This window comes from Microbacterium sp. BG28, assembly GCF_034044005.1.
Lineage (GTDB): Bacteria > Actinomycetota > Actinomycetes > Actinomycetales > Microbacteriaceae > Microbacterium.
The window spans coordinates 735,951-758,770 of sequence record NZ_JAXCHA010000003.1; the positions used below are offsets into that span (position 1 = coordinate 735,951).

General features: G+C 66.3%; 19 protein-coding genes and 1 pseudogene. 17 read left to right on the top strand and 3 right to left on the bottom strand.

Translation table 11 applies throughout. The annotated features are described in order from the left end of the window. Positions 1-2 precede the first annotated feature (2 nt). From SK224_RS14510 to SK224_RS14525, 4 genes are read left to right on the top strand one after another with little or no spacing between them, the layout of a single operon-like run. Positions 3-2,222, top strand: coding sequence for a glycosyltransferase (locus SK224_RS14510; protein WP_320435366.1), 2,220 nt, complete (start codon positions 3-5; stop codon positions 2,220-2,222). Then, entirely contained in the window at positions 2,219-3,463 is a 1,245-nt protein-coding gene (locus tag SK224_RS14515) for a glycosyltransferase family 9 protein (RefSeq protein WP_320435367.1), read from the top strand. The genes SK224_RS14510 and SK224_RS14515 overlap by 4 nt, the downstream gene beginning before the upstream one ends. Positions 3,464-3,512: 49 nt before the next feature. After that, positions 3,513-4,997, top strand: a complete 1,485-nt coding sequence (gene rfaE2 / locus SK224_RS14520; RefSeq protein ID WP_320435368.1) for a D-glycero-beta-D-manno-heptose 1-phosphate adenylyltransferase — start codon at positions 3,513-3,515, stop codon at positions 4,995-4,997. Between the two features lie 27 nt (positions 4,998-5,024). Next, positions 5,025-5,606, top strand: a complete 582-nt coding sequence (locus SK224_RS14525; protein ID WP_320435369.1) for an SIS domain-containing protein — start codon at positions 5,025-5,027, stop codon at positions 5,604-5,606. On the opposite strand, the gene SK224_RS14530 is transcribed toward SK224_RS14525, so the two are convergent. After that, entirely contained in the window at positions 5,591-6,187 is a 597-nt protein-coding gene (locus tag SK224_RS14530; RefSeq protein WP_320435370.1) for an HAD family hydrolase, read from the bottom strand. The genes SK224_RS14525 and SK224_RS14530 overlap by 16 nt on opposite strands. 71 nt (positions 6,188-6,258) lie before the next feature. On the opposite strand from SK224_RS14530, the gene SK224_RS14535 reads away from it, so the two are divergent. The 9 genes and pseudogenes from SK224_RS14535 (at position 6,259) to SK224_RS14575 (ending at position 16,742) form a co-directional block, all read left to right on the top strand. Then, on the top strand, positions 6,259-8,064 hold the full coding sequence (locus tag SK224_RS14535; protein ID WP_320435371.1) for a hypothetical protein: 1,806 nt from the start codon (positions 6,259-6,261) through the stop codon (positions 8,062-8,064). A 355-nt stretch (positions 8,065-8,419) separates the two neighbouring features. Next, positions 8,420-8,686, top strand: coding sequence for a hypothetical protein (locus tag SK224_RS14540; RefSeq protein ID WP_320435372.1), 267 nt, complete (start codon positions 8,420-8,422; stop codon positions 8,684-8,686). A 35-nt stretch (positions 8,687-8,721) separates the two neighbouring features. Next, positions 8,722-11,367, top strand: a complete 2,646-nt coding sequence (locus SK224_RS14545) for a hypothetical protein (RefSeq protein WP_320435373.1) — start codon at positions 8,722-8,724, stop codon at positions 11,365-11,367. A gap of 214 nt (positions 11,368-11,581) precedes the next feature. Then, positions 11,582-11,848, top strand: coding sequence for a hypothetical protein (locus SK224_RS14550; RefSeq protein ID WP_320435374.1), 267 nt, complete (start codon positions 11,582-11,584; stop codon positions 11,846-11,848). Next, positions 11,845-12,972, top strand: a complete 1,128-nt coding sequence (locus tag SK224_RS14555) for a glycosyltransferase family 2 protein (protein ID WP_320435375.1) — start codon at positions 11,845-11,847, stop codon at positions 12,970-12,972. The genes SK224_RS14550 and SK224_RS14555 overlap by 4 nt, the downstream gene beginning before the upstream one ends. Positions 12,973-13,111: 139 nt before the next feature. Continuing rightward, positions 13,112-13,975, top strand: a complete 864-nt coding sequence (locus tag SK224_RS14560) for an NAD-dependent epimerase/dehydratase family protein (protein ID WP_320435376.1) — start codon at positions 13,112-13,114, stop codon at positions 13,973-13,975. After that, positions 13,975-14,535 (top strand): annotated as a pseudogene (locus SK224_RS14565) (dTDP-4-dehydrorhamnose 3,5-epimerase family protein); the annotation flags it as partial. The gene SK224_RS14560 and the pseudogene SK224_RS14565, both read left to right, overlap by 1 nt. Before the next feature lie 75 nt (positions 14,536-14,610). Next, the gene (locus tag SK224_RS14570; RefSeq protein WP_320435377.1) at positions 14,611-15,519 is read left to right on the top strand and encodes an ABC transporter permease; all 909 of its coding nucleotides are present in this window, start codon (positions 14,611-14,613) and stop codon (positions 15,517-15,519) included. Between the two features lie 2 nt (positions 15,520-15,521). Then, positions 15,522-16,742 (top strand): ABC transporter ATP-binding protein, encoded by a 1,221-nt coding sequence (locus tag SK224_RS14575; RefSeq protein ID WP_320435378.1) that lies wholly within the window; start codon positions 15,522-15,524, stop codon positions 16,740-16,742. Between the two features lie 63 nt (positions 16,743-16,805). Here the strand turns inward: SK224_RS14575 and rfbB are convergent, their stop codons facing one another. Both rfbB and rfbA read right to left on the bottom strand, forming a co-directional pair. Next, positions 16,806-17,804, bottom strand: coding sequence for a dTDP-glucose 4,6-dehydratase (gene rfbB / locus SK224_RS14580; RefSeq protein WP_320435186.1), 999 nt, complete (start codon positions 17,802-17,804; stop codon positions 16,806-16,808). After that, the gene (gene rfbA, locus SK224_RS14585) at positions 17,804-18,673 is read right to left on the bottom strand and encodes a glucose-1-phosphate thymidylyltransferase RfbA (RefSeq protein ID WP_320435379.1); all 870 of its coding nucleotides are present in this window, start codon (positions 18,671-18,673) and stop codon (positions 17,804-17,806) included. The genes rfbB and rfbA overlap by 1 nt, the downstream gene beginning before the upstream one ends. Before the next feature lie 108 nt (positions 18,674-18,781). On the opposite strand from rfbA, the gene SK224_RS14590 reads away from it, so the two are divergent. From SK224_RS14590 to SK224_RS14605, 4 genes are read left to right on the top strand one after another with little or no spacing between them, the layout of a single operon-like run. Next, positions 18,782-20,725 carry a DUF6541 family protein gene (locus tag SK224_RS14590; protein WP_320435380.1) on the top strand — a complete coding sequence of 648 codons (1,944 nt, stop codon included), beginning with the start codon at positions 18,782-18,784 and terminating at the stop codon, positions 20,723-20,725. Positions 20,726-20,746: 21 nt separating this feature from the next. Further along, a complete protein-coding gene (locus SK224_RS14595) occupies positions 20,747-21,493 on the top strand; it encodes a glycosyltransferase family 2 protein (protein WP_320435381.1) in 747 nt (248 codons plus the stop codon). After that, positions 21,490-21,891 (top strand): DUF2304 domain-containing protein, encoded by a 402-nt coding sequence (locus SK224_RS14600; protein WP_320435382.1) that lies wholly within the window; start codon positions 21,490-21,492, stop codon positions 21,889-21,891. Before SK224_RS14595 ends, SK224_RS14600 begins: the two co-directional genes overlap by 4 nt. Beyond that, the gene (locus tag SK224_RS14605) at positions 21,888-22,820 is read left to right on the top strand and encodes a glycosyltransferase (protein WP_320435383.1); all 933 of its coding nucleotides are present in this window, start codon (positions 21,888-21,890) and stop codon (positions 22,818-22,820) included. The genes SK224_RS14600 and SK224_RS14605 overlap by 4 nt, the downstream gene beginning before the upstream one ends.

The window sequence follows — 22,820 nt, forward strand, 5'->3', positions numbered from 1 at the left end:
CCGTGCTCGGTCCCATCGTCCGGGCCGGTGACAGGTTGTGGTGGTGGCGCGTCATACGGCGTTCGCACCTCGTCGATCCCGCCTTCTACGCCGCTCAGCTCGGTGTGCACGCTCTCCCACGGGATGCGGCGATCGTGCATTACGTCAGCGTGGGTTTTCGTCGGGGTCTGAGCCTGAATCCGCTGTTCGACGAGATCCACGCCGGCGGGACGCTGCCGGAGGTCTTCCGCGTGCCGGCGCTGTATGCGTACCTGCTGAGCGAGCGCCCGACCGTGCAGGTGCATCCTCTGTGGGATGCGGTGGCGTTCGCCCGCGACGGAACGGGCGATCAGCCGGCCGCCCTCGAGGATGTCTGGCTGCGGCAGGATGCTCGCATCCTGCTCGCGGCGCCGGGAGCTTCTCGGCAACTCACCGTCGTCGAGCTGCGCGCCGAGGCGATCGATGCCGCACGTCAGTGGCGCCGGGGTCGTCCTTTCGTGAATCCGACCGCCCGCGCGCTGAGTGAGCTCGATCTGGTCCGCGTCGTGCAACGCCGGGATCGCGGATATGCGCGCAAGCTGCAACAGGTGTCGTCTCTCGTCGCCGACGCGCGTGTGACTGCCACCATCGCGCTCGTCGACGTCGATGCCTCCCAGTGGCTGACAGCGGTTCTGCTGGCTCGTATGCAGCCCGGCATCCGGTTGTGTTCCTACCCGGCTGACGCGATCTGGTCACGGGTCGTCGCCGACGCGGTAGACGCGGGTGCGGCGCCCCTCGTGGCGGCTCTCGACGCACGTGCAGCGGTGAGCGACCAGGAGTTGGACGAGCTCATCGGCCGCGCGGGCGCAGGAGTGTGTGTCGTCCCCGCGCATCGCGAAGAGAACGGCACATCGTGCGGCGTGGGCATCGGATGGGTGGGCGCCGTCGGCGGCGATTGCATCGTGCTCGGAGACCATCCCCACGAGGACGTGATGCGTCTCGGTGACCAGGTCGAGGTCCCTCGACCCTTGGGGCGTTCGTTCATCATGCCGCGACCGGCCGCGCGAGCAGCCTTCGACGCCGCGCGAGCGGATGACCTCTCTGACATCGTCTGGGACGGTATGCCACGGTGCATCGCGCTGCCGACCGTCGCTCCCGTGTTGGATGAGCCCGAACATGCTTTCCGGCGCCGTCGTGCCGATCGGGCGCGGCGGGTTGTGCACCGCGATGAACGCGATCGGATCGAGCGAATCCTGTCGGAGGCGGGTTTCTCGGTGCGCACATGGAGACTCGATCAGGGCGCGGCCGTGCCCACGCTGGCGGTGCGCCGCCGTGGCGCTTCACAGCAACGGTGGGCGATCAAGATCTGCTCTCCAGCAGGCCGACGTGGCGAGGTGTGGGGCGACACCCACTTCGCGCAGGGGCTCGCCGCCGCCCTGCGCCGGGCCGGTCACGTCGTCGTGGTCGACGCGTTCGGCGCCGCCAGGAGGAAGACCGCCTACCTGGACGACGTCAACGTCGTCGTGCGCGGCCCTTACCGTATTAAGCCGCCGGAGACAGGGGTCAACCTGGAGTGGATCATCAGCCACCCGGATGAGATCACCCGGGCGGAGCTGGAGCAGTTCGACCGTGTCTTCGCCGCTTCGGAGCCGTGGGCAGAACGAGCCAGCCGCCGGTGGAACATCGCGGTGGATCCCCTCCTCGAATGTACGGACACCGACAAGTTCACCCCCCGCGGTCTCACCCGCGGGACGGATATCGTCTTCGTCGGCACAGCACGAGGCATCGCACGGCCCAGTGTCGTGGCGCCCGTGCGCGCCGGCATCGACGTCAAGGTGTATGGCCCCGACTGGCGTCCCTTCGTGCCCGCATCAGTCATCACTGCCGAGTCCATCGACAACGAGGACCTTCCGGCGCTGTACGAGCGGGCATCCATCGTCCTCAATGACCAATGGCCAGCTATGCGCCGCGAGGGGTTCATCGCGATGCGGCCGTTCGATGTGGTCGCCGTCGGCGGGCGCGTGATCTCCGAGCAGGTCTACGGGATCGAAGAGCTCTTCCAGGGTGCGGTGGTGACCTATCGCGACGCCGATCACCTTGTCGAGCTTCTGCGAGCCGATCCGGACACGATTTTCCCTGAGCCCCATCGACTAGAGGAGATCAGTGAGACCATCCGGCGGGAGCATTCGTTCGACGCTCGTGCCGCTGTGCTCGCTGCCGCGGCCGGGGCGGTGAGCTCTGGGCTCGATACACTCGATCGGTGAGGCCACATAACCTGCTCCGACGGATCGTATGGACGGCGAACGCCATTCGCCACCGTGACCCGCTGTCGCCGCGTCTGTTCCTGCGTCTGTTCGGGTCCTTGCGGAGGCGTCCCTGGGATTCGTCGAAGACGCCGCGCCGCGTCGCCATCCTGCGCAGCGATGAGATCGGTGACACCGCCACCACCCTCGCACTGCTGGCTGCGATGCGTCTGCAGTGGCCGAAAGCCGTGATCCACCTCGTGGTCAAGCCTGGGCCGGCGACAATGTTCCACGCGGCATCGACGGTGGACAGAGTCATCGAGTGGACACCGATCACCGAAGGATCGGCGCCCAAGCGACAGATCCTCACCGCGCGACAGGCGCTGAGACGATTCCGCCTGCGCGGCTACGACCTCGCGGTGCTGCCGCGCTGGGACTTCGACGACACACCTGTGCGTTACCTCGCGGCCGCCTCGCGCGCACGCTCGGTCGTGGGATTTGCGCCCGTTCCCGATCGTGAGCCCGTGTGGTTCGGCGACCAGTCACAGCTGTTGACGGACGAGATCGAGCGAGGAGAGGTGCCCTTGTTGACCGTCGACCAGCTGCGCCGCGTTGCAGCGCACCTGGGGCTCGCGTGGCCGGAGCACCACGAGCAGGCGATCGGTTACGAGCTCTTCGACGACGCCGACGCGAGACGCGTCACGGAGATGGCGCCATTGCCCGCGAATCCGGGCCTCGTCATCGCCGTCGGGATCGGTGCGCGCGACGCCAAGCGTCAATGGCCCGTGGAGGACGTCGCCGAGGCTGTGTCCTCGCTCGCTGAGCACGGTCCGACCACGGTGCAGATTCTCGGGGGTGCGGTGGACGCGCAGCGCGCGGCTCGCCTGTCGGAGCTCTTGCGCGAGCGCGACATCCCCTTCGTCGAGCTCGCGGGCGGACTGACGCTCAGCGAGAGCGCGGCAGCGATCGCCCGGTCGGACCTGTTCCTCGGAAACGACTCAGGTCTGCAGCACATCGCGAGTGCGATCGACCTTCCGGTCATCGTCGTCACCTGTCATCCCGCGAGCGGTTCGCCGTGGAGCGACAACGCGCCCGAACGCTTCGGACCGTGGTCGGCCCGAAGCGTCGTGCTCCAGCCGGCCACTCCGATATCCGACTGTACCGAGGAATGTGTCGCGGGCGAGGCGCACTGCATCCGACAGGTGCGGCCCGCCGAGGTCGTCGCGGCAATCACGGGATTGCTTCAGAGCGCCGCGAGCTGAGTCGGATAGTCTCGTTCGGTCCTCCTCGAATCCAGATCTGGAACCATCCATGCTCTCTTCGTCATCGATCACCCCGCGCCATCTCCTGGAATTCGAGACCACGCAGGTCATCGTGATCGGCGACGCCATGCTGGATCGCTATGTGGAAGGCGTGGTCGACCGAATCTCGCCGGAGGCGCCGATTCCTGTCCTCCAGGTGCGTAGGGACCGCAGCGTCGCGGGCGGTGCGGCCAACGCGGCGATGAACATCGCGGCGCTAGGCGCGCGCACGAAGCTGATCGCGTCCTGGGGGCTCGACGCATCCGGTCGCGAGCTCGATCGCATCCTCGCGGAGGCAGGCGTGGTATCTGCGCGTGTTCGCAGAGGAGACGCGCCGACCATCGAGAAGCTCCGCGTCGTCGCGGGCCAGCAGCAGATCGTCCGACTCGACCGCGAGGACACGACCGCCCTCGACGGCGGTGGTGCGGACGACGTCATCGCGGCGCTCGCATCCGCCCTCGATGAGAACTCGCGAGCCACCGCTGTCGTCATCTCCGACTACGCCAAGGGCATGCTCGACGCCGAGCTCGTGGCCCGAATCGTCGCCGTGGCCCAGCGACACGGTGTTCCGGTGATTGTGGATCCCAAGTCGGACGACATCGCGAAGTACCGTGGCGCGACGGTGGTCAAGCCCAACTTCGCCGAGGCTTCGCAGATGGCGGGTCTGGCGGCGACGGCGCCCGATGAAGAGAGCCTCGACATCGTCGCGCAGCGGCTTCTCGTCGACGGCATCGGCGCCGTCGCTGTGTCGCTGTCGGCCGTCGGTGTCGAAGTGATCGAGGCGCACTCCCGCACTCGCATTCCGACGCGCGCCCGACTCGTCTCCGACGTATCCGGCGCTGGCGATTCGATGATCGCCGGCATCGCCGTCGGTCTCGCGAGCGGGATGACGATCCTTCAGGCGGTGCAGGTAGGCAACATGGCGGCGGGTATCGCGTGTGGGCGCCCCGGAACCGCCGTCGTCTCCGCCGCCGATCTTCTCAACGAGCTGCTCGTGGAGTCCGCTCCCGAGGACCGACCCGGAACGATCGAGGACTGGGCCGAGCTGGCGCAGTTGGTTGCGGTCGAGAAAGCAGCGGGTAAGCGGGTCGTCTTCGCCAACGGTGTGTTCGATCTGCTGCATGCCGGCCACGTCAGCCTCCTGAAAGAGGCGCGCTCGCTCGGTGACGTGCTCGTAGTGGGCGTGAACTCCGATGCGTCCACGGCCAGGTTGAAGGGGCCGTCCCGGCCGCTGCAGCCACAGGCGGATCGGATGGCGGTGCTCGATGCCGTGCGGTACGTCGACTTCGTCACGGTGTTCGAACAGGACACTCCCCGCGACCTCATCCGTGCCATCCGTCCCGATGTGATCGTCAAGGGCTCGGATTACCGGCCCGACGAGGTGGTGGGGGGCGACGACGCCAAAGCCTGGGGTGGGACGGTGCATATCGTCTCGCTGCTCGACGGCGTTTCCACGACAAGGCTGTCGCAGGGGCAGCAGGTGCGCCGCGACTGACGCGGCGAGAACGGGAAGGTGAACGGCGTGAGTGTTGTCGCAGACAATCTCCTGGAGAACGCGGCGCGGATGACGGCGCTCGCGAGTGACGAGAACTTCGGACTCGCGTTCGAGCGCGCTTCCGAGCTGATGGTCACGAGCCTCAAGAGCGGCGGCACTCTCTTCGCGTGCGGCAACGGCGGTTCCATGACCAACGCGCAGCACTTCGCGGAGGAGTTGACGGGGCGATTCCGTGCCAGCCGTCCGCCGCTGCGCGCGATCGCGATCTCCGACCCCTCGCACCTGACGTGCGTGGCGAACGACTACGGCTACGAGTACGTGTTCTCGAAGTTCATCGAGGCCTTTGCGCGTCCCGGAGACGTGCTGCTCGCGCTGAGCACGAGCGGGAAGTCCGCCAACGTCTTGCGTGCAGCCGAGGCGATGAAGGCCGCCGGCGGCACCGTCGTGGCCTCCTCCGGTCCCGCCAGGACCGTGATCTCAGAGGTGGCTGACGTGTCGTTCGCCCTAGGGGAGAGTCGCTGGGCGGACCGTATCCAGGAATCAGAGCTCGTCGTCATCCACTCGCTCATGCAGGCGATCGAAGACGGCTTCGGCTACTCGACCGATTGAGAGCTGCGCGCGGCGTCGACGGCGGCAGCGAACTCGGCGAGACCGGTGAATGTCAGGTTCGCCCGCGGGTCGACTGTGTCGTCGACCCGCACGGCGACACAGCCGCCGGTGGCAGTGGCCAATCGCCTCGCCATCTCGATGTCTGAATCGGTGTCACCCACCATGATGCTCAACGAGCCGTCGACGTCGGGGTTCGCGTCCAGATAGCCGATGGCCATTCCGGGCGAGGGCTTGCGGCATGCGCATCCCTCGGTCGCCAGATGGGGGCATGTCTGCACAGCATCGATTCGCCCGCCTGCGTGCGTCACCTCTGCGATCATTCGGCGATGGATCTCGTCCACCGACTCCGCGCTCATGAGGTGCTTGCCGACGCCTTGCTGGTTCGTCACGACGACGATGCGGGGCGCCCACATCGCGAGTGATCGAAGCGCATCGAGGACTCCGGGGAGGAACTCGAACTCGGACCAGTCCCGGACGTACCCCGCCACGATACGCCGGTTGATGACTCCGTCACGATCGAGGAAGAGGCACCACTCACCCGCGCGCGTCGCCACGAGCTGCGTCATCGCGTGCACCGTCATCCTTCGACGCTACCGTGGTCTCGAGCGTGAGCTGAACGTGGGTCGTCGCCCGGTTCTGTAGAATTCGAATGGTGGAGTCTGGGGGTGCCGAAAGGCGGATCGTGTCGATGCTGAGCGTTGACCACCGCTCGCGCTGGGAGATCTTCGCCGGGGCGGCGCTTGTCGTGGTGGCGACGGTTGCCGTGGCCGGTTGGTCATTCTTCGATCGGGATGACCTGGTCTTCGCGGAGTACTTCCAGCTGAACCCGCTCACCTCCGACGTGTTCTTCCGATCGTGGTTCGGGCACCTCATGCCCGGATACATCGCCAGTGTGTGGGCATTCCTCGAGGTCTTCGGACTCTCTTGGCCCGCCGCGGTGCTTTTCATCTCGGCTATTCATGCGGGGGCGTTCGTAGCGCTCACGCGCTGTCTCGATGCGGTCGTCGGCGCGACCCGTCTGAACGTGATCGCCGCTCTCGCCTTCTCCCTGTCGCTCGGCCCCATGATGCTGAGGCTGTGGTGGGCGGCGACGCTCAACAACATGTTCGCCTTGGCGCTCGGACTCGCCGTCCTGGGGTGTGCGACCCGCTGGCTCGTCACGGGGAGAGCCCGCCATCTCCTCGCCGCACTGTCTCTGTACGCGCTGGCGCTGGCGATGAGCGAGAAGAACCTCCTCTTTTCGCTTCATATCGCGGCCTGGTGCCTGCTCGTGGTCTGGCGAGGTCTTCCCCTCGGTCAGAGGCTACGCAACGCGGTGCGCGCCTGGCCGCTCTGGGCCGGACTGGTCGTGCTCTCGCTCGTCGACGTGATCGCTTTCCTCACGGGAGGCTACGTCGATGAGTCGGGTGATTCGCCGTCGGTCATGTCGACCGTCAGCTTCGTCACCCACAACATCCTGGGTGGTCTCGTTCCGTCACTGTTCGGCATCGACATGGCCGACGAGACGACCAACCTCCTCGACCCCCGCGTGGTCATCACGGTGCTGCTGCTTGCCGCGTTCATCGTGTGGAGTCTTGCGGCTTCGCGGCTTAACCGTGGAGTCTGGGCTTTCGCGCTGATCGCCGTGCTCGCCAACGCTGCGGTGCTCTCGCGGCGTGGCGAGATGATCGGGGACGCGGGGAGTCGCCAACTCCGCTACTTGCTGGAGAGCTCGGCCCTGCTTTGGCTGGCCCTCGGCGTCGTCCTGGTGCTGTCCTTGCGCGCTCGGCGAGGGATGACCTCCGTCGCCGGTGGACGGCATTCGGTCCGTGCGGTAACGCTCTTCGGCCTTACGAGCGCCACCCTGCTCGGCGTCGCGGCGAGTCTTTCGTGGGCGCTGACGCTGGTGGGCGCCGTCGAGCGCAGCGGCGGATACCAGGCGCGAGGGTGGGTTTCCGCGCTACGGGATACGCTGCCTGATCCGACCCCGCCCTTGATCGACTCGCCGCTTCCCTTGTCGTTCGGGATGCCGACTCTGCATCCCTACGATATGGTCGGCGCTCTGTTGCCGAGCCTCGGTTGGAACGACGTGCGCACGACCACGGTGCTTGAAGGGGCCTGGGTTGTCGGGCCGGACGGCGACGCGGGACCCGCGGAGCTGTCGGACCCCGACGTGCAGTTCGCGGGTGAGAGGTGCACGGATGGTTCCTTCAACGTGCCGATGCCGGAGATCAGGACGGCGGGGCGTACCTACCTGGTGCTCGACTTCACGCAGGGGTCGGGCGACAGTATGACCTTCTTTGTGGCGGACGGCTGGACCACGATCGATCGACCCGAAGGCGCCGGTACTGTCGTCGCGTATATGGCGGATCCGATCGACGGGGATCTGGAGGTCGGGTCGCAGGGAGGGAACATGTGCATCTCCGCGCTGACCGTCGCTGACGTGGTTCCGGGCGGCGTGCCTTCCACCCGCAGATAGGCGGACGGCGGGCGCGTCCAGTATCGGCCTCGTGTCGCTGGATGCGTATGGGCGGATGTACGCCGATACTGGGGGAGTGAGTATGGGATACGACTTGTCGTCCGCCGAAGGGGCTCCCGCGCGGCGACCGCGTCGCAGGCTCGTGGCACTGGTGGTGACCGTCGGGCTGCTGGCAGGCGCGCTATCGGCGTGTGCGACGCCAGCAGCGTCGGTTCCCACGCCCACGGCAACGGCCTCAGCTGGACCGACGCCGACGTCCTCTCCTGAATCCACATCGACGCCTACTCCCACCTCGACCGACCAGGTGATCCCAGACGCGCAGCCCGACCCGAGCGGACCCGCCAGCGTGACGATCGTGAGTTCGGGATCCGACGGGTCCAGGGTCTACGCCTCTGGCCTGGTCACCGGCGATGGTGGATCGGGCGGCGTGTGCACCCTGACCGCGACCGCTGCCGACGGGAAGGTGCTGACCGGAACGATCGATGCTGAGCCGACTCCCGCTGCGGTCAACTGCGGTCTGATCGAGATCGTCGCACCGCAAGGGGCTTGGACTCTCGTGCTGAGCTACAGCTCCGCCGACGCGAAGGCGTCTTCCGGCCCGGTGACAGTCACACAGCCGTGAGTGTGAAGAGTCGGAGACCCTGTCCTCGCTACCTCGTGGCGATTCTCGGTGTCGTCGTCGCGGTCGTTGCGTCGCTGACGGCAGTCATCCTGCCGCCGGCGGTCCCCACGGCGCTTGCCGCGGACGCGAGCAGCTTCCAAGACGGTTACTTGATCTCGGACCGCAACTTCTTCGACTCTCAGTCGATGACTGCCAGCGACGCGCAGGCATTTCTGAACTCCAAGCTCTCCTCTTGCGCAGGCAGCAACGGGATGCCGTGCCTGAAGGACTATGTTGCGCAGTCGACACCCGCTGTGCCGGCGAACGCCTATTGCAACGCCTATCCCGGTGGCACGATGACTGCCGCGCAACTCGTCGTGGCCGTGTCGCAGGCGTGCGGGATCAACCCCAAGGTGATCCTCGTCATGCTTCAGAAGGAGCAGGGACTCGTCACCGCGACCTCACCCACGCCGCGCAACTACAGTGCCGCGCTCGGGCAGGGTTGCCCGGACGGAGCGGCGTGCGATCCGCAGTTCGCGGGATTTTTCTACCAGATCTACGGCGCGGCCAAGCAGTTCCAGGTCTACCTCAAGAACCCGAGGTCGTTCGGGTATCAGCTGGGCTGGAACAACATCCTTTATCAGGCGACACCGCCCGATAACAGCCGTGTCTGCGGCACGAAGCGGGTCTACATCCAGAACGATGCGACTCGTGCGCTGTACATCTACACGCCCTATACGCCCAACCAGGCCGCCCTGAACAACCTCTACGGTACGGGCGATTTCTGCTCCAGCTACGGGAACCGCAACTTCTGGCGGCTTTACACCGACTGGTTCGGTGATCCGACCGCGGAGCGCGTCACCGGCGCATATGCAGACACGTGGGCGGCGCTCGGAGGAGTGAACGGAATCTTGGGCGCGCCGACCGGGGATGTCGTGTGCATCAACAGTCGTTACTGCCAGCAGGCGTTCCGTGGGGGCACGATCTTCTGGTTCCCCGGCCGCGGCGTGTTCGGAGTGCCGACCGTCATCGAGTCGATGTGGCGGAACATCGGCTTCATCGACGGTGACGCGGGGATGCCGACCGGGGTGGTCGTCTGCGTCTCCGATGGGACGTGCTCGCAGTCCTTCGACGGCGGCGTGATCGCTGCCGACGCAGTAGGGGGCAACCTCGTCGGGCGTCACGTCGCATCGACGTGGCTCGCCGTCGGTGGCGTCAGCCTAGGTGGTGCTCGCGGTCCCGAGGTCTGTACCGGTAGTCAGTGTGCGCAGCTGTTCGCGCGGGGAGCTCTCTTCTCGGGCAGTGCGGCGACCTCGATCACCGGTTCGATCTTCAACGTCTGGAGTGCGGCGGGCATGTCGGGAGGCTCGCTCGGCTATCCGTCGGCTGACGCCGTCTGTGTCACCGCCGGATGCACACAGCGGTTCGACGGTGGCCTCGTGGTCTCCGGCGGTGACCACGCCGAGATTGTTCCCGCCGCGATTGCGACGAAGTTCTTCGCCATCGGTGGGGTATCCGCCGTGGGCGGCCCCGTCGGGCCCGCCTCTTGTGACGCAGCCGGTGCCTGTTTCCAGCGCTTCCAGGGCGCCCGCATCGATGTCTCCCCTGCGCGCGGCAGCATCGCCACGACCAAGTGGTTCCTCGACGCGTGGGCTGCCCGCGGATTCGAACAAGGTCAGCTGCGATACCCGACCGCGGAAGCGAGCTGCTCGACGGTGACCTGCTCGCAGCCGTTCGAGGGTGGCGTTCTCTCGGGGTCGCCGTCGAACGGTGTGGTCGCTGTGTACGGCGAGTATCGGGATGTGTGGATGGCGTCGGGCGGTCCCAGCGGTTCGCTGGGTCTGCCTTTGGCGGGAGACTCTTGCAACGGTCGCAACTGTGCGCAGTCGTTCCAGCGCGGGGTCCTCGCGTGGACGCCCCAGTACGGCATGATCACGGTTTCGAGCTGGTTCCTTGCGCCGTGGCAGGCGCAGGGGGCGGGTTCGGGTCGTCTGGGTGCTCCGATGGCCGCGGCGACGTGCTCGGCGGTGACGTGCTCGCAGGCGTTCGAGGGTGGCGTTCTCTCGGGGTCGCCGTCGAACGGTGTGGTCGCTGTGTACGGCGAGTATCGGGATGTGTGGATGGCGTCGGGCGGTCCCAGCGGTTCGCTGGGTCTGCCCTTGGCGGGAGACTCCTGTAACGGTCGCAACTGTGCGCAGTCGTTCCAGCGCGGGGTCCTCGCGTGGACGCCCCAGTACGGCATGATCACGGTTTCGAGCTGGTTCCTTGCGCCGTGGCAGGCGCAGGGGGCGGGTTCGGGTCGTCTGGGTGCTCCGACGGCCGCGGCGACGTGCTCGGCGGTGACGTGCTCGCAGGCGTTCGAGGGTGGCGTTCTCTCGGGGTCGCCGTCGAACGGTGTGGTCGCTGTGTACGGCGAGTATCGGGATGTGTGGATGGCGTCGGGCGGTCCCAGCGGTTCGCTGGGTCTGCCCTTGGCGGGAGACTCCTGCAACGGTCGTTGGTGTGTGCAGGGCTTCCAGCGAGGATCGATCGTCTGGTCCCCGGCAACCGGCATACGCGCCGTCGCGGAACCCATCGCCGGGCGGTGGAACGCGGCCGGCGGGGCGGACGGAACATACGGTCTCCCGACGGGCTCGGCGGCGGTCTCGGGAAACAGCGTGTCCCAGCAGTTTCAGCGCGGGACGATCACGGCCAACCGATGATCGCGCGCGTCCTCCGTCCGGGGTCCCTCAGGGCGCAGTGATAACCTAGCGACCACGTTCGCGCGCCTTCGGATGCTGCATGGCGTCACCGTTCGCAGCCAACCGGTGGCCGCCATCGGAACCCGGATGCCGCGACTGTCCCCGCCCTGACGTCCTGGGTCCGAACGGACCGTACGGGTGGCGTCCACGCAGATGTACGAGAGGTTTGTAAGCCATGGGGGAACCCCAGAGACTGTCGCCCCAGGTCGTTGACGCGGTTTCGCTCGAGCGGGCGCTCCGGGATGTGGAAGCGGCAAACCTTCGGGTGATCGAGTTGACCAAGACGATGGTGGCGCGTGAGGAACGCATCGCGACGCTGGAGAGCGAGATCGTCAGACTCAAGCGCGCGATGGACCCGCGCAGGCGTCTGGAATACCTCTTCCGGAAGAACCACGTGCTGTACGCGCTGGCGCGTCGAGCGAAGCGGATGACTGGGCGGTGAACCAGACGCAGTCTGCTCGCGTTCTCCTCGCAGTCACGTTCTACAACGGCCGCGCCTTCGCTGCGCGCACGCTGGAGTCGATCTCGAGGCTGGAGCACCCGGGGTTCGAACTCGACGTGCTCGTCTTGGACGACGCGAGCCCGGAGCCCGGCTTCAGCGAGTATCTTTCCGAGCTGGCGCAGTCCGCGGGTGCGACGTACTACCGCACGCCTCGCAACCTCGGCATTCCACGAAACGTGAACCTGGGACTCGCGACGGCCCAGCGGCTCGGTTATGACTACGTCATCATCTCCAACTCGGATGTCATCTACTCGAAGGACTCCGTCAAGATTCTCTTCGACGTGGCGACGGCAGCTACGGATGCGGCGTCGGTCACGGCATGGTCCACGAATGTCGACCCCTACTCGTTGCCTAACGGGGTCGAGCTGTTCGTCGAGTCCCAGGACATCGTGGATCGTATCGGTGACGCGCTCTCAGCAGAGTTTGGCATGTCGGCGCTGCGCGTGCCCGCCGGGATATCTTTCGCCATGATGGTGCCGGTCGCTGCACTGGACGTCGTCGGGCTCATGGATCCGGTGTTCGGGCGTGGCTATGGTGAGGAGTCCGACTGGTCGGCTCGTGCAGACAGTGCGGGCTACAGTCATCTGCTTGCTCAAGGTGCGTTCGTGTATCACGCGGGACGTGGCTCCACATTGGCCGCGGGTGTCGTCTCCGGAAAAGACATCGCGGACTGGCGCAACCAGGGCATCGTCGATCACCGCACGCCGATGTTCCAGTGGAATGTCGACGGGTTCCTGCGCTCCGGCGAGCTGGATCACGCCAAGCGACGGGCAGTCGATGCGATCGTGCGTCATGCGGCCGCCGAACGCGGCTACGCCCTGATCGACTCGTCACGTGACTGGGAGAACGTCGACGAGGACGTCGTTGTCGTCGCTACCCGATCCGCAGAGCACGAGTTGTGCACGGCTCACTGGTGCGGATTCACCACCGACCTCGACACCGACTCGGTCGACGTCCTGGGGGCTGTTCGGCGTTTCTTCGGTGACAGGAGCCCCGTCTACACCAACATCGCCCCCGCCCAGTGGGAAGGGGCCGGCCGGTACGGATACCCGCTTGAGTTGTGAAGGGGTTTGCTCACACGGTGAGCCGGAACGGAGCCGTCCACGCTGACGACGCGTTCAGGTGCGCTTCAGTAGTCTCTAATTGCATTGGCGACGTCGTCGTCATGGAGTGGTCCGCCTCGAGCGGGCACGAAGGGTGAAGATGGGTCAGGCACTGGTTGTCACCGGCGCGGGCGGATACGTGGGGCGGCATGTGGTGAGCGCGGCCGCCGACCTCGGGTACCGCGTCATCGCGCTCGTACGCGAGGCCCGAGAGGGCGAGATAGATCCTCGCGCTGAGATCTCGGAAGCCGATGTGCTCGACCCCTCGTTCGACCTGACGGACATCGTGCCGGTGGACGAGGTTGGTGCTGTCGCGCACCTCGCGTGGCAGGACGGCTTCGTGCACAACGCGTCCTCGCATATGGACAACTTGTCCGCGCACTACCGCTTTCTGACGACGCTGGCAGATCGCGGCGTGCGCCGCGTCGCAGCGTTGGGGACCATGCACGAAGTGGGCTACTGGGAAGGCGCCATCACGTCCGACGTGCCCACCAACCCGATCACGCTGTATGGCATCGCGAAAGATGCACTGCGTCGTTCGACGATGCTGTCGATCGGAGATCGGGTCGAGTACGTGTGGCTGCGCGCGTACTACATCCTCGGCGACGACCGACGCAACAGATCGATCTTCGCGAAGCTCCTGGATGCGGCCGACCGTGGTCAGACGAGTTTTCCTTTCACGACGGGGAAGAGCCTTTACGACTTCATCGACGTTGCGGAGCTGGGCCGGCAGATCGCTGTCGCGGCGACGACGCCCGGCGTGACAGGTGTGCTGAACACGGCGTCGGGGGTGCCCGAGTCGCTTGCTGATCGTGTCGAGCGGTTCATCGTCGAGAACAGCCTGCCGATCTCGCTCGAGTACGGAGCGTTTCCCGATCGGCCTTATGACTCACCCGGGATCTGGGCGGATGCCGCAGCGATCCGCGCGCTGATGGCCGCGTCACCGTTCGCGAAGGAGAAGTGATGGCACTGGAGTATGGCAAGGCTCTGCGTGTGCGCGACACCGAGATTCCCGGGGTCCTTCTGTTCGACCTGCCGGTCCACGGCGACAACCGAGGCTGGTTCAAGGAGAACTGGCAGCGCGAGAAGATGATGGAGCTGGGGCTTCCCGATTTCGGCCCGGTCCAGAACAACATCTCTTTCAATGACGCGGTCGGCACCACGCGCGGCATTCACGCCGAGCCCTGGGACAAGTTCATCTCCATCGCCTTCGGCTCGGTGTTCGGCGCCTGGGTGGATCTGCGTGCGGGGGAGAGCTTCGGCCGTGTGGTGACTGCCGAGCTCGACCCGTCGACGGCCATCTACGTTCCGCGGGGCGTCGGAAACTCCTACCAGACGCTCGAGCCGAACACCGCGTACACCTACCTCGTCAACGATCACTGGAGCGCGGACAAGGTGGGCGAGTACTCGTTTCTCAACGTGGCGGATGACACCGTCGCTATCGAGTGGCCGATCCCGCTGTCCGAGGTGGAGCTATCCGATAAGGACCGGGCGCACCCGCGACTCGCCGATGTCGTCCCCCTCTGAACGCCTCACGGTCGCGCTCGTCGCGACTGTTCGCCCTCGGGTCGCGACGGCCCTCGTCTTAGAATTGGCATGATGGAGTCTGCAAACGAGCAAGCCGCGTCGCGATATCGGCGACTGTCGGCACTGCCGCTCGATGCCGTGGGGGCGGCCAGTGGCGGAACGGGGTGGCGTGCCATCCGGAACGTGTTCTCGCACCGCGAGATGCTCGGGCTCCTGGTGCGCCGCGATCTCAAGGCACGTTACAAGGATTCGGCTCTCGGATTCTTCTGGTCTCTGGTGCGACCTCTGGTCCAGCTGGCCGTCTACTTCGTGGTCATGGGGCAGTTCCTGCGTGCAGCCCAGAGCATCCCGGACTTCGCGGTGTACATCTTCTCTGGTCTGTCGGTGATCGGCCTGTTCACGGAGATCGTCGTCGGCGGAACGAGTTCGGTGCTCACCAACGGCGGGCTGGTGAAGAAGGTGTATCTGCCGAGAGAGGTCTTCCCTCTCTCGAGCGTAGGATCGGCCCTTTTCAACTTCGGTATCCAGCTTCTCGTTCTGCTGGGTGCTACCTTCCTGGTGCTCAAGCCCCCGCTGCACTGGGAGATCGTCTACTTCCTACCGTCTCTGCTGCTCATCGTGGTCTACGGCACCGCCTTCGCGTTGCTGTGCAGCGCCGTGAACGTGTACCTGCGCGACACCCAGTATCTGGTGGAGGTGATCACGATGCTCCTCTTCTGGGCCAGCCCGATCGTCTACTCGTGGGAGATGGTGAAGTCGCTCGTGACCTCGCCTATCTTGCTCGAGGTGTACACGAACAACCCGCTCACGCTGGCGGTTCTCGGCTTCCAGCGTGCATTCTGGGTCGCCGGGGATACCGTGGAGACGCCGGGGGGACTCATGATCCGCATGCTCGTCGCGACACTGGTGGGCCTGGTGCTGCTGTTCGTGAGTCACCGCATCTTCCTGCGTCTGCAGGGTAACTTCGCTCAGGAGCTGTAGCAATGCCTGACTCTGCTGTTCTCTCGTCAAACGAGGCGCCCACGCGCCCCACGGTCGCGCGCATCGAGGACGTGCACAAGCGGTTCACCATCCGCAAGGACTCCTCGATCAAGGAGCGCATCGTCACCCTCGGACGTGCCGGGCGCCGGCACCGGCAAGATTTCTGGGCCCTGCAGGGCGTCACTCTCGACATCAATGCCGGCGAGACCATCGGGCTCATCGGCCACAACGGCTCGGGAAAGAGCACGCTCCTGAAGGTCATCGGGGGCATCCTCGAACCGACCAAGGGTGCGGTACGTCGTCGCGGGCGTCTCGCCGCACTGCTCGAGCTGGGCGCGGGGTTCCATCCCGACTTGACGGGACGCGAGAACGTCTTCCTCAACGCGGCGGTTCTGGGGCTGAGTCGTGAGGAGACGGAGGCCCAGTTCGACGACATCGTCGCTTTCGCGTCGATCGGTGACTTCATCGACACGCAGGTGAAGTTCTACTCATCCGGCATGTACGTTCGGTTGGCGTTCGCCGTCGCCGTGCACACCGATCCCGACGTCCTCCTCGTGGACGAGGTCCTCGCGGTCGGGGATGAGGCTTTCCAGCGCAAGTGCATGGACCGCATCCGCGATTTCCAGAAGCAGGGGCGCACGATCATTCTCGTGAGCCATTCGCTCGATCAGGTCACGGATCTGTGCGAGCGTTGCGTGCTGCTCGAGAAGGGCAGGGTCGTCTTCGACGGCGAGCCCGTCGCCGCCGTCGCCCGGTTCCGGGATCTGCTCGAAGAGCGCCGCGTGGCCGAGAAGGTCGCGAGCGGATCGTTCGACCGCCGGCCGGGGGGCGCCATCACAGCAGTGTCCGCAACGGTGCAGCGCGAGGACGGCGTTCAGGTCGCGCGCCCGGGCGATGACATCGAGATCTCTCTGACGATCGCTGCGGAGGGACTCGAGGCGGCGATATGTCGCATTCAGGTCGACGATGCTCTGGGACAGAAGGTCTTCGCGACCGGCACGGACTGGCTCAATATGTCTGTGCCTACGATCAACGGCGAACGCGTTCTCACGTTCCAGCTGCGTCATCCGCAACTCGGAGGGGGCAAGTACTTCGTCAACGCGACGTTGATGGATGACCGCGGTCAGACGCTGCACAACGTGACACAGGCCACGTCCTTCAACGTCGAGCCCGACCCGCGTGCGATCGGCTACGTGCGGATCGACGTCGACATGAACATCTGACGAGACTGGCCATGACGCGGCAGCTTGAACGAGCGGATGAGCGCTGAGCTAGCCGCCGTTCGTTCACTGTCCCTTGCTGGCGTAGAAGGCTTCGACGCCGTCTTTGGTGGGTGCCCACCATGCTTCGTTGTTGCGGTACCAGTCGATGGTGTTGGCGAGGCCGGTTTCGAAGTCGCTGTAGGCGGGGGCCCAGCCGAGTTCGGTGCGGAGTTTGGTGGAGTCGATCGCGTAGCGCAGGTCGTGGCCGGCGCGGTCGGTGACGTGGTCGTACGCGTCGGCGGGCTGTCCCATCTGGGTGAGGATGAGTTCGACGACGTCTTTGTTGTTCTTCTCGCCGTCGGCGCCGATGAGGTACGTCTCGCCGATGACGCCCTTGTCGAGGATGGTGAGCACGGCGGAGGAGTGGTCGTCGGCGTGGATCCAGTCGCGCACGTTCTCGCCCGCACCGTACAGCTTGGGGCGGATCCCGCGGATCACGTTCGTGATCTGACGGGGGATGAACTTCTCCACGTGCTGGTAGGGGCCGTAGTTGTTGGAGCAGTTGCTGATCGTGGCGCGCACCCCGAACGAACGCACCCACGCCCGCACCAACAGATCCGAGCCCGCCTTGGTCGACGAGTACGGGGACGACGGGTTGTAAGGCGTGTTCTCGGTGAACCGGGCCGGGTCGTCGAGTTCCAGGTCGCCGTACACCTCATCGGTGGAGATGTGATGGAACCGTTTGTCGTGCTTACGGGCCGCTTCGAGCAGCGTGTACGTGCCGATGATGTTCGTGTCCAGGAACGGACGCGGATCGTGCAGGCTGTTGTCGTTGTGGGACTCGGCCGCGTAATGCACCACCGCATCCACCTGACCGAACAACTCATCCACCAGCGCCGCGTCGGCGATATCGCCCACCACCAGCCGCACCCGGTCCTCGGGGAGCCCCGCGAGCGATGCTCGGTTACCGGCGTACGTCATCTTGTCGAGCACGATCACCTCGTGATCCGTGTTCCCCACGACGTGGTGCACGAAATTCGAACCAATGAACCCGGCCCCGCCGGTCACGAGGAGCTTGGACATCAACGTCCCCTTTCCAGGGTTTCGAGCAGGTAGGTGCCGTAGCCGGACTTCACGAGTCTCTCGGCGCGCTCGCGGAGCTCGTCATCGTTGAGGAACCCCTGACGCCACGCGACCTCTTCCGGCACTCCGATGCGCAGCCCGGTGCGTCGTTCCATCGTGCGCACGTAATCGGCGGCGTCGGTCATCTGGTCGAACGTTCCCGTGTCGAGCCACGCCGTGCCACGCGGTAGGACTTCGACCTGCAGCTTGCCGCGTTCGAGGTACGCCTTGTTCACGTCCGTGATCTCGTACTCGCCCCGCGGTGACGGGGCGAGAGAACGGGCGATCTCGACCACGTCGTTGTCGTAGAAGTACAGGCCCGGAACCGCGTAGTTCGACTTCGGCTGCGCCGGCTTCTCCTCGAGGGAAACGGCGCGTCCCGCCTGGTCGAACTCGACCACGCCGTACGCGGAGGGCTCCGCGACCCAGTACGCGAAGACGGCCCCGCCGTCGATGGTCGTGTACCGCTTCAGCTGCGAACCCAAACCCGGTCCGTACAGCAGGTTGTCACCGAGAACGAGAGCCACCTTGTCGGAGCCGATGAAATCCGCCCCGATCGTGAACGCCTGCGCCAAGCCGTCAGGAGAGGGCTGCACGGCGAACGTGATCGACACCCCGAACTGCGACCCATCGCCCAGCAGCCGTTCGAAAAACGGCGCGTCGTGCGGAGTCGTGACGATGAGAATGTCGCGGATCCCAGCGAGCATCAACGTCGACAGCGGGTAGTAAACCATCGGCTTGTCGTACACCGGGATCAACTGCTTTGACACGCCCAGCGTGATCGGATGCAAACGCGTCCCCGAACCCCCGGCCAGAATGATGCCCTTCACGCTCCCTATCCTGCCATGAGCTTTCGCGGGTCTGCGGGCTCCCAGCAAGAGCGGCCGTCGGGCTCGTTATCCTGGACGGGACCGTGTCGCGCCGCGAGTGGAGTACCTGTGACCTGGCTAGACCTCATAGGCGCCGTCGGCGTCCTCCTCGCCATCACTGCCGTCATCGGCGGGTCGGTGGCGTGGGCGGTGGGGCTGCGGGGGCTCTGGCTCATCGCTGCTGCGCCGGCCTTCTTCGCCACGATAACGGCGGGTGCCGCCATCGTCGCGCCATGGATGGGCCTGGGGTGGTCGCTTCTGCCGGTGGTGATCGTCGCCGTGCTGATCGGCGGTGTCTCGGCCGCAATCCGGGTCGTCGTCGGCAGAGGCCGGCCCCGTAAGCCCGCAACCTCGCGCCGGTTCGACATATGGGTTCTCATCGCGCTTGCGCTCCCGGCGGCCGTTCTCGTCTGGCGCTGCGTGGAGATCCTCGGCGCGCCCGGGAGCTTCTCACAGACCTTCGACAACATCTTCCACCTCAACGGCGTGCGCTATGTGCTCGACACCGCCAACGCCTCGTCGTTGCACGTGGGCTTCATGACGAGCCCGAGCGGAAGTCTCGCGTTCTATCCTGCGGCGTGGCACGGCGTCGTCGCGCTGATCGTCCAGCTGACCGGCGTCACGATCCCTGTCGCCACAAACGCGATGATCATCGTCGTGTCCGCCGGTGTCTGGCCCGTCGGGGCGGTGCTGCTTGCACGCACCCTCGCCGGGGCCCGGCCGGCCGTAGCGGTCGCGGCGGGCGCAGTCGCCGCCGGCGTCCCGGCCTTTCCGATCCTGCTGCTGGACTACGGCGTGCTGTACCCGCTGCTGTACGGGCTCGCCCTGCTTCCGTTCGCTCTGGCGGTGGTGGCCGGCATGCTCGGCGTCGCCAAGGATGCCCCGCATCTGGACGCCGGGTGGTGGATTCTCGTCTTCGCCGGCGCGATCGTGGGGATGACACTCGCTCATCCCGGCGCGTTCGTCGCGCTACTGGCGCTGTCCGCGCCCATGGTCTGCGCCGTTGTGGTGCGGGCACTGCGTCGACGCGGCTGGCGCCGCCGCGCGCTTACGATCGCCGGGTTCCTGTCTTACCTGGTCGCGGGTGTCCTGCTCCTCAAGGTGCTGCGACCGCCCTTGGCGGCGCGGGGATGGCCGCTGTCGCATTCGATGGGGGACGCGCTCGTCACTGTCCTCGCTGGCTCGATGTGGTACCAGGTGCCTGCGTATGCCGTCGCCGTCCTCGTCATCTTGGGTATCGTCTGGACGCTGATAGACCGCACCCGGGAAGCCTGGCTCATGCTGGCCATGTACTTGGTCGGGGCGTGGCTCTACGTCGTCGTCGTCGCACTGCCGCTCCCTCATCTGCGTGATGCGTTCACCGGCAGCTGGTACAACAACGCGCCTCGACTGGCAGCGATCTTCGTCGTGGCATTGTTGCCGCTCGCCGCCTATGGCGCGGCGAGGACATGGACGTGGCTGCGCGCCCGGATCCCCGCCGGAACGAGGCAGCGAGTCCCGCGCGGAGGGGCGATCGCCGCTGGCCTGGCCGCCGCCGTGGCTCTCGTGGCTGTGGCTCAGATCGGGGCCGTCCCGCGCGCCGTCGAGTGGGCGTCGTCGACGTATCGGATGACGACGGAGTCCGCTCTCGTATCGAGCGACGAGTACGCGCTCCTCGGGCGCCTCGACGACGAGGTGCCCGAGTCGGCGGTGGTGGCGGGCGACCCGTTCGCCGGAGCCGCGCTGGCGTACGCACTGGCCGATCGTCGTGTGCTTCTGCCGCACGCGCTGGTCGAGATGGATGATGTGCGCACACGGATCGTTGAGGCGCTGCACGAGGGTCGCTTCGACGCGGCCGCGTGCCGAGCCGCCGACGAAGACGACGTGAGGTACATCCTCGATTTCGGCACGGTCGGGGTGCACGGCCCGGTCCAGGGTTACGCGGACTTGGAGAGGTCACCCCAAGTGACACTCGTCGACCAGCAGGGCGACGCTCGGCTCTACGAGCTGACCGGATGCTCGCTGGCGGGATAGTCGGCCTTTAGAATGGCCATGATGGCTCCTTCTGACGCGCGTGTTCTCGTGATCGTTCCCGCGTGGAACGAGGAGCGCAGCGTCGGCGCCACGGTCCGCGAGATTCGCGCCGCCTCACCGAACTATGACGTCGTCGTCATCGACGACGGCTCGACGGACGACACCGTGGCCGTGGCCGTGTCGGCAGGCGCCACCGTTTTGCATCTGCCCTTCAACCTCGGTGTCGGTGGCGCGATGAAGACCGGGTTCACGTACGCTCAGCGCCACGGATACGCGCAAGCGATCCAGGTCGACGCGGACGGCCAACACAACCCTGCGGACATCGCAAGGGTGCTCACGGGCTTGCAGAACGCCGACATCGCGATCGGTGCGCGTTTCGCGGAGGTCGGCGATTACGAGGTGCGCGGACCGCGACGCTGGGCGATGGTCTTCCTCGCCCGCGTCGTCTCCCGCGCCGCCGATACGCGGCTCACCGACGTCACGAGCGGGTTCCGAGCGGCGAATCGCAGAGCGATCGACCAATACGTGCGCTATTACCCCGCGGAGTATCTCGGTGACACCCTCGACTCCCTGGTCGCCGCGGTGCACGCCGGACTGAAGGTGACGCAGGTCCCCGTTGCGATGCGACCCAGGGCCCATGGACGGCCGAGCCAGGGGCCCGTCGGCTCGACCGTCTATCTGCTGCGTTCCGTCTTCGCTCTCGGGCTGGCTCTGCTCCGCGGCTCCCGAGCCATCCACCCCAGCGAACTGCAGGGGGCGCCTTCATGATCATCTTCGCCTCCATCGCTCTCGCGCTGCTGATCATCGTCGTCGTGATGTGGCTGCTGCTCACACGCCGGCTGCGTGAGAAGTACGCGGTCTTGTGGCTCGTGATAGGCGTGGTCGTCCTCGTTCTGGGTATCTTCCCGCAGCTCCTGCTATGGCTCACGTCCGCGCTGGGGGTCCAGCTGCCCGCCAATCTGCTGTTCGCGCTGGCGATCGTGCTGCTGCTCGGGGTCGCGCTGCATCTGTCCTGGGAGCTGTCCCAGGCGGAGGAGGAGATCCGTCGGCTCGCCGAGGAAGCCGCCATCAGCAGAGCCGAGCTGACGGCGCTCGCCGCTCGCGTTGACGCGCTCGAGGCGAGCGTGCACGATGACCGAAATCCGACGCCGGATTCCTCCTCGTGACGAAGACGTGGGTCGTCTTCTCCGCCTTCCGTCCCGATCCCGACCTCGTGGAGTCGGTTCGCGCGGCGATTGCCGAGGTCGCGCGCCGGGTCGTCGTCGTCGACGACGGCAGTGGTCCTGGATGGGACGAGGTCTGGGACGAGGTGGAGTCCGCGGGCGCGCAGGTGCTGCGCGCGGACGAGAACAGCGGTATCGGCGCGGCGCTGAATCGCGGGGTCCGTCATGCCCTCGAAGCAGGTGCGTCCGCCGTGCTCACCTTCGACCAGGATTCGACCATCTCCCCGGGCTTCGTCGACGCCCTTCAGCGCGCGTTCGAGGGGGCGGAAGGCGCGGGTGTGAGGGTCGCCTTCGTGGTGCCGGAGAGCTTCGCCGGTGTGAGCCAGGTGCACAACCGCGACGGAGGTGTGCTCCGCACGCGCCACTCGATCCAGTCCGGCATGCTCGTGCCGCGCTCAACCTGGGAGCGGGTAGGACTGCTCCGCGAGGACCTGTTCATCGATCTCGTCGACACCGAATTCGAGTTGCGGTGCGCGGCCGCGGGACTCGTCGGCGTGGCGGCGCCGGGGCTCGGCCTGGGACACGCGCTCGGTCGTCAGTACGCGCGCGAGCTGTTCGGCCGGCGCGTCCGCCTTCCCGGCATCCCGGATGTGGTCACCCTCAGCTCTCCTTTCCGGTACTACTACCGGGTGCGCAACCGGCGGGTCGTGAACAAGCTCTACCTACGGAGTGCTCCGGCGTGGGTGTTGCGCGATACGGCTCTGGAGATCATCCACTTCGTCAACGCCCTGATGCTCGCTCGCCCGCGCCGCGCGCTGTTGGCGCTGTATCGGCGGGGCTGGCGCGACGGGGGACAAGGCCGAGGCGGGCGGATGCCGTCGGAGCTGCAGCGGGTCGCAGCCGAGATCGTGTGGCGAGCCCCCGAAGCCTGA

Coding starts and splice junctions, on each gene's coding strand:
- SK224_RS14530 (WP_320435370.1), bottom strand. CDS start 6,187: ATGACGGTGCACGCGATGACGCAGCTCGTGGCGACGCGCGCGGGTGAG.
- SK224_RS14570 (WP_320435377.1), top strand. CDS start 14,611: ATGGAGTCTGCAAACGAGCAAGCCGCGTCGCGATATCGGCGACTGTCG.
- SK224_RS14550 (WP_320435374.1), top strand. CDS start 11,582: ATGGGGGAACCCCAGAGACTGTCGCCCCAGGTCGTTGACGCGGTTTCG.
- SK224_RS14575 (WP_320435378.1), top strand. CDS start 15,522: ATGCCTGACTCTGCTGTTCTCTCGTCAAACGAGGCGCCCACGCGCCCC.
- SK224_RS14560 (WP_320435376.1), top strand. CDS start 13,112: ATGGGTCAGGCACTGGTTGTCACCGGCGCGGGCGGATACGTGGGGCGG.
- rfaE2 (WP_320435368.1), top strand. CDS start 3,513: ATGCTCTCTTCGTCATCGATCACCCCGCGCCATCTCCTGGAATTCGAG.
- SK224_RS14600 (WP_320435382.1), top strand. CDS start 21,490: ATGATCATCTTCGCCTCCATCGCTCTCGCGCTGCTGATCATCGTCGTC.
- rfbB (WP_320435186.1), bottom strand. CDS start 17,804: ATGTCCAAGCTCCTCGTGACCGGCGGGGCCGGGTTCATTGGTTCGAAT.
- SK224_RS14595 (WP_320435381.1), top strand. CDS start 20,747: ATGGCTCCTTCTGACGCGCGTGTTCTCGTGATCGTTCCCGCGTGGAAC.